This window comes from Kitasatospora sp. NPDC057015 (assembly GCF_042673745.1).
Lineage (GTDB): Bacteria > Actinomycetota > Actinomycetes > Streptomycetales > Streptomycetaceae > Kitasatospora.
The window spans coordinates 222,332-232,268 of record NZ_JBHUSG010000010.1; the positions used below are offsets into that span (position 1 = coordinate 222,332).

Genomic DNA, 9,937 nt, shown 5'->3' on the forward strand with positions numbered 1-9,937 from the left:
CCTATGCCTTTTCGTCCTCGTCACGTGCTCTTCATCCCTTTGCCTGTCACTTGACAGACCCGGTTTCGGAAGTGACCGGATCCGGTGACGGCAACGGTGAGGAAGCACGGACACCCGCAGGAGTGAACGCAGACACGTAGGGGAGCTGGTGCCTGGGATACGGAGCCGACGTCCTCGGCTTCCGGTCCTGTGCACCCCGGGTCTGTCGCGACCCGGCGGCCTGTGTTCGGGATCGGGGGTCACCCGATACCAGATTCTGACATACCCGCCGCCCGCCCCAGCAGGGCGGGATGGGAGGATCCCCTTTTCCGGCCACTTTTTCGGCCAACCTCCCGCACACCCCCTGCGGACACCCCTCGCACCACCGGCACCCCTGGCACCACCTCGCCCCTCAGAGGAGCACCACCTTGCACCACCACCCGCGCCCGCCCCACCCCCGCCGGGCCCTGCCCGCCGGCGCCGCCCTCACCGCCGCCGGCGCCCTGCTGCTCACCGGCTGCGGCTCCGCGGCCCCGAAGAGCGCCGCCGATCAGATCCACGAGGCCGTCCCCTCCGCGCTGCGGGCCGCCAAGGTCCTGCGGATCGGGTCGGACCTGAACTACCCGCCGGTCGACTTCCGCAACGCGGACGGCAAGCCCGACGGCCTGGACCCGGACCTGGCCAACGCCCTCGGCGCCGTCCTCGGCCTGCGGGTCGAGATCGTCGACACGCCGTTCGACAAGCTGATACCCGGGCTGAACGGCCGGCAGTTCGACGTGGCGATGTCCGCGATCAGCGACACCCCGCAGCGCCGCGACGCGCTGACCGACGAGGGCAAGCCCTCCGGGCAGCCCGGCGTCGACTTCGTGGACTACTTCATCGCCGGCACCTCGATCATCGTGCAGAAGGGCAACCCCAAGGGGATCCGGACCCTGGACGACATCTGCGGCCGCACGGTCGCGGTGCAGCGCGGCACCACCCAGGACGAGATCATCGGCCGGCAGGTGGCCGCCTGCGCCCGGCAGGGCAAGCCGCTGCAGGTGCACCGCTTCGACAGCGACGGCCAGGCCCTGGCCGAGGTGGCCTCGGGCGCGGCGGTCGCCGGTTTCAACGACTACCCGGTGGCGGCCTACGCCGCGAAGACCACCGACGGCGGCAACCGCTTCGAGGTGACCGGCGCCCAGTCCCAGTCCAGCCCGTACGGGATCGCGGTCAACAAGGGCGACACCGAGCTGCGGGACGCCGTGGCCAAGGGGCTCGACCAGCTGATCCGCAGCGGCGAGTACGACAAGATCCTCGCGAAGTGGAACGTCAGCGCGGGCGCGGCCCAGGCGGCGGCGATCAACGGGGGTCTGTGACCCGGGGGCGTCCGGGAGCGGGCGGGCCCGTCGCGGAGGGTGATCGGCCGCCGAGGGGCCCGGCCCGGCCCCCGTGCGGGCCGCCGCGCGGGGGCCGCAGGCCGGGTTCGCGGGCGGGTCGACCTGCCGGATGCCGGCAGATCTGCATACTTATACGCAGGGTGACAGGGACGCGATATTCGTCCGAATAGCGGACACGAAGACCCCTCGTTATCCGATTTTGATCTGGATGAGGGCATTCTGACGGTCATCTGATGACAGGATTCCCTTCAACTCGGATCGAGCCGGCCACTGGTCGAGGCGGTTCGGTCGACGTCCACCTCGGCGGAGGGTGGCGGATCAGCACCCGGCACCACCTGCAGACCCATCGCACGACCGGCTCGGCCCCGTAGCACGAGCGCAGCCCGTACAGCGCAGTACGGACAGCCGGCCCCCGGTGTGCCGTACCCCCGACGGCGCACTCCGCCCGACCTCTCCATCAGGAGGAGATCCCCCTCATGACCGCTCGCACCCCGCGCACCCGCCTCCTCGCGGCCTGCGCCGTCCTCGCCTCCGCCTCGCTGGCCCTGACCGCCTGCGGCAGCAGCGGCTCCGACTCGGGCTCCGGCTCCACCGGCACGAGCGCGGGCGCCACGGTCAAGGCCGTCACCGCCGATCCCGCACTGGCCGCCCTCGTCCCGGCCGACGTCAAGTCCGCCGGCAAGCTGGTCGTCGGGTCCGACGCCTCGTACGCCCCGAACGAGTTCCAGGACGACAAGGGCACCATCGTCGGCATGGACGTCGACCTGGCCAACGCCGTCGCCGCCAAGCTCGGCCTGACCGCCGAGGTCCAGAACGCGGGCTTCACCGCGATCATCCCGGGCATCGGGGCGAACAAGTACCAGCTCGGCATGAGCTCCTTCACCGACACCAAGGAGCGCGAGCAGACCGTCGACATGGTCACCTACTTCACCGCCGGCACCGCCGCGGCCGTGAAGAAGGGCAACCCGGACAAGATCTCCGCCGACGACCTCTGCGGCAAGAAGATCGCCGTCCAGACCGGCACCACCCAGGCCGACGCGATCGTCGACGTGATCAACCCGGCGTGCGTGAAGGCCGGCAAGCCGACCGTCCCGAACGACGGCGACAAGTTCGACCTGCAGACGGACGTCACCAACGCCGTGGTCTCCGGCCGCGACCAGGTCATGATGGCGGACTCCCCGGTCATCGACTACGCCCTCAAGCAGACCGGCGGCCAGCTGGAGAAGCTCGGTGCCACCACCGACTCCGCGCCGTACGGCATCGCGCTCGCCAAGGGCTCCGCGCTCACCCCGGCCGTCCAGAAGGCCGTCCAGGCGCTGATGGACGACGGCACGTACAAGCAGATCCTGCAGAAGTGGGGCGTCGAGGCGGGCGCGATCGACAAGGCTCAGCTCAACGGTGCCACCAGCTGACCCCTGCCGCCCTCGTTCCACAGCGACCTGTTCTGAGGCCACAAAGTGAACTCTCTCCACAAGGGGCCGGCTGCCCCGGGACGGCCTGACGTCATCAAGGCCGTCCCGGTCCGCCACCCCGGACGGTGGGTCGGAGCCGCAGTCATCCTGCTGCTCACGGCCATGCTGATCCACGCCATCGTGACCGTCCCCGCCTTCAAGTGGGATCTCGTCGGGCACTACCTCTTCGACGACCGCATCCTGCACGGCCTGGTGGTCACGCTGGAGCTGACCGCCCTCGCCATGGTCATGGGCGTGGTCGGCGGCATCCTGCTCGCGGTGATGCGGCTCTCGCCGAACCCGCTGCTCTCCGGCACGGCCTGGGTCTACATCTGGGTGTTCCGCGGGACACCCGTGCTCGTCCAGCTGGTGTTCTGGAACTTCCTCGGCGTGCTCTGGGCCAAGATCTCGATCGGCATCCCGTTCGGCCCGGCCTTCTGGTCGGAGCAGACCAACGTCCTGATCCCGACCTTCGTCGCCGCACTGCTGGGCCTCGGCCTGAACGAGGCCGCGTACATGGCGGAGATCGTCCGCGGCGGCATCCAGTCGGTGGACGAGGGGCAGCTGGAAGCGTCCCAGGCGCTGGGCATGAACCGGTTCGACGCGATGCGCCGGATCATCCTGCCGCAGGCCATGCGAGTGATCATCCCGCCGACCGGCAACGAGACCATCTCGATGCTGAAGACCACCTCGCTGGTCAGCGTCATCGCCCTGGAGGAGCTCTTCCGGGCCGGGCAGAACATCTACTCGCGCAACTTCCAGAGCATCCCGCTGCTGATCGTGGTCAGCCTCTGGTACCTGTTCCTCACCTCGATCCTCACCATCGGCCAGTACTACATCGAGCGGCACTACGCCCGCGGCTCCAACCGCTCGCTGCCGCCGACACCGCTGCAGCGGGTGAGCGGACTGTTCCGGGGTATCAAGTCGGCACCGGCGGCGAAGCCTGCGAACGCGGGCGTCCACGGCGGCGGCGGCGAAGGCGGAGGTGCGGCATGACCGATCTGACGAAGTCCCCCGCCGACACCGCGCCCGCCGGCCCGATGGTGCGGGCCGAGGCCGTGCACAAGTCGTACGGCCTGGTCGAGGTGCTCAAGGGCATCGACCTGGAGGTCAAGCAGGGCGAGGTGTTCTGCCTGGTCGGCCCGTCCGGTTCGGGCAAGTCGACCTTCCTGCGGTGCATCAACCACCTGGAGAAGATCAACGCCGGACGCCTCTGGGTGGACGGCGAGCTGGTGGGCTACCGCCAGAAGGGCGACAAGCTCTACGAGCTCAAGGACCGCGAGGTCGCGATGAAGCGCCGGGACATCGGCATGGTCTTCCAGCGCTTCAACCTCTTCCCGCACATGACCGCGATCGAGAACGTCATCGAGGCGCCGGTCCAGGTCAAGGGCGAGAGCAAGGGCGACGCCCGGGACCGGGCGATGGCCCTGCTGGAGCGGGTCGGACTGGCCGACAAGGCCAAGAACTACCCGTCCCAGCTCTCCGGCGGCCAGCAGCAGCGGGTGGCGATCGCCCGCGCGCTGGCCATGAAGCCGAAGCTGATGCTCTTCGACGAGCCCACCTCCGCGCTCGACCCCGAGCTGGTCGGCGACGTCCTGGACGTCATGCGCGGCCTGGCCGAGGAGGGCATGACGATGATCGTCGTCACCCACGAGATGGGCTTCGCCCGCGAGGTCGGCGACGCGCTGGTCTTCATGGACGGCGGCGTGGTCGTCGAGTCCGGCAACCCGCGCGAGGTGCTCACCAACCCGCAGCACGAGCGGACCAGGGCCTTCCTCTCCAAGGTGCTCTAGTCCTCCGCGCGGTCCGGCGCCCGGCAGGTGCGATCCTGCCGGGCGCCGTCGCGTTCCCCCCGGAAGTAATAGGCTGGAGCCAGCTCACCCGTTACCGGCCCTGGAAGGACCACCGTGGAGCTCGCCTCGTACGCCGACTTCGCCGTCCGGCTCGTCAACAGCGAGCAGCCCTGGCGCGGCACCGACCAGCTGACGTCGGTGGACGCCGTCCGCGCCCTGTTCGGCTCCCCGTCCCGGGCCGCCTCGCTCGCCGACGAGTCCGACCTCCCCCGGCTGCGGGCCGCCCGGACCCGGCTGCGCGGGGTCTTCGAGGCCTCCGCCGAGGGCGACGAGGTCCGCGGCGTCGACCTGCTGAACAGCCTGATGATCGAGTACCCGGTCAGCCCGCTGGTCTCCGGCCACGACTACCTGGACGAGAACGGCCGGCCCCGCTGGCACCTGCACCTCGCCGACAACGCGCCCACCGCCGCCGCCAACTACACCGCGGTGGCCTGCATGGGCCTGGCCATCCACCTGACCGAGCTCGGCGCCGACCGGCTCGGCATCTGCCAGGCCGCGCCCTGTCGCAACGCCTACCTCGACACCTCCACCAACCGCTCGCGCCGCTACTGCTCCGACCGCTGCGCGACCCGGGCGAACGTCGCCGCCTACCGGGCCCGCAAGCGCCAGGAGGCCCAGGACGCCCTGGAGGCCGCCCAGGCCTGAGCCGGTGCGGCGAGCGCCTACAGCTCCGGGCTGAGCCAGACCCCGAGCCGCCGCGCCAGCCCCGGCACCCGGGCCAGCGGGCCGGCCAGCAGCGCCCGCTCCAACCGGCGCGAGGGCGCCAGCCAGGCCGGGCGGGGCCGCACCCGCAGCAGCACCCGGCCGAGCACCAACTCGTCCGGGACCGCACCGAACTGACGACTGTCGCTGTCCACCGGCCGGTTGTCGGAGAGCAGCCACCAGCCACCGCGGCGGCGTCCGTCCGCCCGCTTCACCAGCCGCAGATCCTGCTGCAGGGGGTGCCGGAACAGCACCACCGCCCCGGGCCTGATCCTCGCCCCGTACCGGACCAGCACCAGGTCCCCGTCGTTCAGCGTCGGCACCATCGACGGCCCCGCTACGTCGACCACGCCGAACGGCAGCAGGCCGCCGCCCGGCGCGCCACCCGCCGGCTCCTCCATCGGCCCCACGCCTACCTCCTCCGGTTGACCGGGTCCAGTGTCCCGCACCGGACCTCGCCCGGCCGTGTCCGAAATCAACCGGTTCAGGCTCCGCCTTTGGCCCTAGGCCCCCGGGGCAGCCGAGAAAGCCCCGGACTCTCGGGGTAATCTCGGCGCGGGAAGACGATCTAAGGAAGGACTCCCATGTTCTCTCGTCTGTTTGCACCTCGCGCCACCGCCCACGCCCACTGCGACCTGCCCTGCGGTGTGTACGACCCGGCCCAGGCCCGTATCGAGGCCGAGTCCGTGAAGGCCACCCAGGAGAAGTACCAGGCCAACGAGGACGCGCACTTCCGCGCTCGCGCCATCATCATCAAGGAGCAGCGCGCCGAGGCCGTCAAGCACCACATCTCGGTGCTGTGGAGCGACTACTTCAAGGCTCCGCACTTCGAGAAGTACCCCCAGCTGCACCAGCTCATCAACGACACCCTGAAGGCCGCCTCGGCCACCAAGGCGTCGACGGACCCGGCCACCGGCCAGGCCCTGCTGGACCTCATCGCCGAGGTCGACAAGATCTTCTGGGAGACCAAGCAGGCCTGACGCCTGGTCGGAACCCCTCACCGCGCCCCCGCTCGTCCGACGAGCGGGGGCGCGGTGCTGTCCGGGCGCCGCCGGGCCGCCTCCCCGCCCCGCCCGCCGACCCGGCCGGGTGGCCCGCCGTCATGAACCGCTCCCGGGTGGGTGGTCGGACCGCCCGCCGCCGGATGACGGATCGTCCGACCCGGCGGCGCCGAGGGGCGCGGGCCGGGCCGGCCGGCGCCCTTGCGCGGGTGTCGGGCCGGGTGCCGGGCGGGCCCGTGGGAGGCCGCGGGCACCGGCACCCCCGCCCCGGCCGCCAGCACCTACCCCCGGTGCTCGCGGTGCTCCGGTGCTCACGGGCGAGCCGATCCCGGCCGCCGGCACCGCCCCGGGCGGCCCCCCGGGCGGCCCTCGGGCGGCCCCTCGCGGCCCGCTCCGGGGCGCCGTCCCCGGCCCCCGGCCCGGCTCCCTATCCGGGCACGGCGGGGCCCAGTTGAGCTGTCGGGCGTAGGCTCGTTGGTACCACTTGGACCAACCGGAGGAGGGACATCATGGGCACCACGGCGGCACCGACCGCCTTCGACACCACGGCGCTCCGCGAGGGCATCGAACACCGGGACGCCGGCGCACTGCTCGCCCTGTACGCGGACGACGCCGAGCTCCGCATGGTCGACCACAAGACCCAGCCGAGCCACCCCCTGGTCATGCACGGCCGTACCGAGATCAGCGCCATGCTGGCCGACGTCTACGGCCGGGAGATGACCCACAAACTGGAGCAGGTCGTGGTCCAGGGCGACCGCGTCGCCTTCATGGAGTCCTGCCTGTACCCGGACGGGGTCAAGGTGCTCTGCACCTCGGTCGCCGACCTCAGGGACGGCCGGATCGTCGACCAGACGTCCATCCAGGCCTGGGACGAGCAGGAGTGAGCCGCCCGCCGGCCCCGCCGGATCGGCACATCCCGCCCGGCCGGCGCTTTGAGTACCCTCGACAACATGATCCGTACCGCCGCCATAACCGATGTCCCGGTCATCCGCTCCATGATCCGCGAGCTCGCGGACTACGAGCGGGCGCTGCACGAGGCGCAGGCCACCGAGGAGCAGTTGCGGGAGGCGCTGTTCGGCGCGAACCCGGCGCTTTTCGGCCTGATCGCCGAGGACGACAGCACCGGTGAGCCGGTCGGTTTCGCACTCTGGTTCCTGAACTTCTCCACCTGGCGCGGCACCCACGGCATCTACCTGGAGGACCTGTACGTCAGTCCGGCCTCCCGCGGCGGCGGTCACGGCAAGGCGCTGCTGCTGGAGCTGGCCCGGATCGCGGTCGAACGCGGCTACTCCCGGATGGAGTGGTCGGTGCTCGACTGGAACGAGCCGTCCATCAACTTCTACAAGTCGCTCGGCGCCGTCCCGATGGACGGGTGGACGACCTTCCGGCTCACCGACGACGCGCTGGCGGAGGCCGGCCGCCGCTGACCCGCGCCGGCCCGCACCCGCCCGAAAGCCGGTGGCGTCAACCCCCTGCCACCCTACGTCGCGAGGACTTACCATGAGTGACCCCTGGTGCCGGAGTCGCCCGTTCCCGTGACGACGGTCAAGGATCGCGACATCCGCCCACTGATCGCGGTAACGTCTCGGGCGGATGCGCGGCGTCCGGCCACCCCTACCGGGGTATGAACCGGTACGTACCGCACCACCCCTCTGGACAGTTGGGGCGAAGCAGTTGAGCCAAGCAACAGACAGTGCCGCGGCCTCGGGGCCGGAAGCACAGCGCGTCACCCAGGAGGTGAGGGTGTCCCAGATCGACGGCGAGCCCGGAGTGAAGGACTTCGTGGAGGTCCGGCTGCCCGCGGCGGGGGCCTACCTCTCGGTGCTGCGAACAGCGACGGCGGGCCTCGCGGCCCGGCTGGACTTCACCCTGGACGAGATCGAGGATCTCCGGATCGCGGTGGACGAGGCCTGCGCCATCCTGCTCCAGCAGGCGGTGCCGGGGTCGGTCCTGTGCTGCGAGTTCCGGTTGGTCGGCGACTCGCTCAGGGTCACGGTCTCGGCGCCGACCACCGACGGCCGGGCCCCCGAACGGGACACCTTCGCCTGGACGGTGCTCTCCGCGCTGGCGGGCGAGGTGGACTCCTCCGTCAGCGAGGACAACACGGTGTCGATCAGCCTGCACAAGAAGCGCGGCGGATCCCCGGCCCACCCGTAGTGCCGCCGCGCGCAGGCGCGGCGCACGACGAACCACCGAGCAAGGGCCGTACGCCCGGCACCACCCGGGCCGCGCGTACGGCTCCCGGTACCGCCCCAGGCGGTACGACCACAGAGATGACTCCGGGGCCGCGACCGCGGCCCCGGCGCTCCCGGAACGGAACGGGGGAATGGCCGTGAGTGATCTGGACCGTACGGGTACCGACCGGCGAACGGCCGGCTCCGCCGACACGGCTGCCGGCGCGGAGGCCCGCGCCCTCGCGACGGCCGGAGCGGCCGTACCGCCCCAGGCGAGCGTTCCCGGCCTCGCCACCCACGACGACGCGCACCCGAAGGACGCCCACCGGATGAGCCAGCCGACCGAGCCGACGTCCGATCCGTCGACGCCGCAGTCGACCGAGCCCGCGGCCGAGCCGTCGGCACCTCGGCCGACCGAGCCGGCGGCCGCACTGCCGGACCAGGACACCGCGGACGTCACGGCCGCCGACGCGACCGAGGCGGCCGGCACGGCGGTGCGCGCCGCCGTGCCCGCCCAGCCGACCCCGCACCGGTCCGGGGCGCCGGACCGGGAGGCCGCCCGGGCGCTGTTCGTGCGGCTCTCCGCGCTGCCGGAGGGCTCCGCCGAGCGGGTGGAGCTGCGCAACCAGCTGGTCCGGATGCACATCCCGCTGGTGGAGCACCTGGCCCGGCGCTTCCGCAACCGCGGCGAGCCGCTGGACGATCTGACCCAGGTCGCCACCATCGGCCTGATCAAGTCGGTGGACCGCTTCGACCACGAGCGCGGGGTGGAGTTCTCCACGTACGCGACGCCGACCATCGTGGGCGAGATCAAGCGGCACTTCCGGGACAAGGGCTGGGCGGTCCGCGTCCCGCGCCGGCTCCAGGAGCTGCGGCTGTCGCTGACCACGGCGACCAGCGAGCTCTCCCAGCGGCACGGCCGCTCGCCCACCGTGCACGAGCTGGCGGAGCACCTCGGGATCTCCGAGGAGGACGTGCTGGAGGGCCTGGAGTCCGCCAACGCGTACAGCACGCTGTCGCTGGACGTGCCGGACAGCGACGACGAGTCGCCGGCCGTGGCGGACACCCTGGGGACGACCGACGAGGCCCTGGAGGGCGTCGAGTACCGGGAGTCGCTCAAGCCCCTGCTGGCCCAACTCCCGCCCCGCGAGCAGAAGATCCTGGTCCTGCGGTTCTTCCGGAACATGACGCAGTCGCAGATCGCCACCGAGGTGGGCATCTCCCAGATGCACGTCTCCCGGCTGCTCGCCCGGACCCTGGCACAGCTGCGGGAGAAGCTCCTCGTCGAGGAGTGAGGCCCGTGGGACGGCGAACGCCGGCACACGCACACCGGGGCCCCGCGCGGCCCGCCCCCCCCCCCCCCCCCCCCCCCCCCCCGCCCGCCCGCCCCCCGGGGGC

11 protein-coding genes are annotated in these 9,937 nt (G+C 71.8%); 10 read left to right on the forward strand and 1 reads right to left on the reverse strand.

Annotated features, from left to right (window positions below; all coding sequences use genetic code 11):
* The first annotated feature begins 407 nt into the window (after positions 1 to 407).
* The 5 genes from ACFTWP_RS13165 to ACFTWP_RS13185 all read left to right on the forward strand — a co-directional run bounded on the left by ACFTWP_RS13165 (position 408) and on the right by ACFTWP_RS13185 (position 5,307).
* The gene (locus tag ACFTWP_RS13165) at positions 408 to 1,337 is read left to right on the forward strand and encodes an ABC transporter substrate-binding protein (RefSeq protein ID WP_380264571.1); all 930 of its coding nucleotides are present in this window, start codon (positions 408 to 410) and stop codon (positions 1,335 to 1,337) included.
* A gap of 497 nt (positions 1,338 to 1,834) precedes the next feature.
* A complete protein-coding gene (locus ACFTWP_RS13170; protein WP_380264572.1) occupies positions 1,835 to 2,770 on the forward strand; it encodes an ABC transporter substrate-binding protein in 936 nt (311 codons plus the stop codon).
* A gap of 162 nt (positions 2,771 to 2,932) precedes the next feature.
* Positions 2,933 to 3,805, forward strand: coding sequence for an amino acid ABC transporter permease (locus ACFTWP_RS13175; protein ID WP_380264573.1), 873 nt, complete (start codon positions 2,933 to 2,935; stop codon positions 3,803 to 3,805).
* Positions 3,802 to 4,602: an amino acid ABC transporter ATP-binding protein gene (locus ACFTWP_RS13180; protein ID WP_380264574.1), complete on the forward strand. Its 801-nt coding sequence runs from the start codon at positions 3,802 to 3,804 to the stop codon at positions 4,600 to 4,602. Before ACFTWP_RS13175 ends, ACFTWP_RS13180 begins: the two co-directional genes overlap by 4 nt.
* Before the next feature lie 114 nt (positions 4,603 to 4,716).
* Positions 4,717 to 5,307, forward strand: coding sequence for a CGNR zinc finger domain-containing protein (locus ACFTWP_RS13185; RefSeq protein WP_380264575.1), 591 nt, complete (start codon positions 4,717 to 4,719; stop codon positions 5,305 to 5,307).
* Between the two features lie 17 nt (positions 5,308 to 5,324).
* Here ACFTWP_RS13185 and sodX read toward each other — a convergent pair whose 3' ends face one another.
* Entirely contained in the window at positions 5,325 to 5,765 is a 441-nt protein-coding gene (sodX, locus tag ACFTWP_RS13190; RefSeq protein WP_380264594.1) for a nickel-type superoxide dismutase maturation protease, read from the reverse strand.
* 183 nt (positions 5,766 to 5,948) lie between these two features.
* On the opposite strand from sodX, the gene sodN reads away from it, so the two are divergent.
* The 5 genes from sodN (at position 5,949) to ACFTWP_RS13215 (ending at position 9,834) form a co-directional block, all read left to right on the forward strand.
* Positions 5,949 to 6,344 carry a superoxide dismutase, Ni gene (gene sodN / locus ACFTWP_RS13195; protein ID WP_380264576.1) on the forward strand — a complete coding sequence of 132 codons (396 nt, stop codon included), beginning with the start codon at positions 5,949 to 5,951 and terminating at the stop codon, positions 6,342 to 6,344.
* Positions 6,345 to 6,874: 530 nt separating this feature from the next.
* Positions 6,875 to 7,249 carry a nuclear transport factor 2 family protein gene (locus ACFTWP_RS13200; protein WP_380264577.1) on the forward strand — a complete coding sequence of 125 codons (375 nt, stop codon included), beginning with the start codon at positions 6,875 to 6,877 and terminating at the stop codon, positions 7,247 to 7,249.
* A gap of 66 nt (positions 7,250 to 7,315) precedes the next feature.
* Positions 7,316 to 7,792 (forward strand): GNAT family N-acetyltransferase, encoded by a 477-nt coding sequence (locus ACFTWP_RS13205; RefSeq protein WP_380264578.1) that lies wholly within the window; start codon positions 7,316 to 7,318, stop codon positions 7,790 to 7,792.
* Between the two features lie 316 nt (positions 7,793 to 8,108).
* Positions 8,109 to 8,522 (forward strand): anti-sigma regulatory factor, encoded by a 414-nt coding sequence (locus ACFTWP_RS13210; RefSeq protein WP_380264579.1) that lies wholly within the window; start codon positions 8,109 to 8,111, stop codon positions 8,520 to 8,522.
* Positions 8,523 to 8,697: 175 nt separating this feature from the next.
* A complete protein-coding gene (locus ACFTWP_RS13215; RefSeq protein ID WP_380264580.1) occupies positions 8,698 to 9,834 on the forward strand; it encodes a SigB/SigF/SigG family RNA polymerase sigma factor in 1,137 nt (378 codons plus the stop codon).
* Positions 9,835 to 9,937 lie beyond the last annotated feature (103 nt).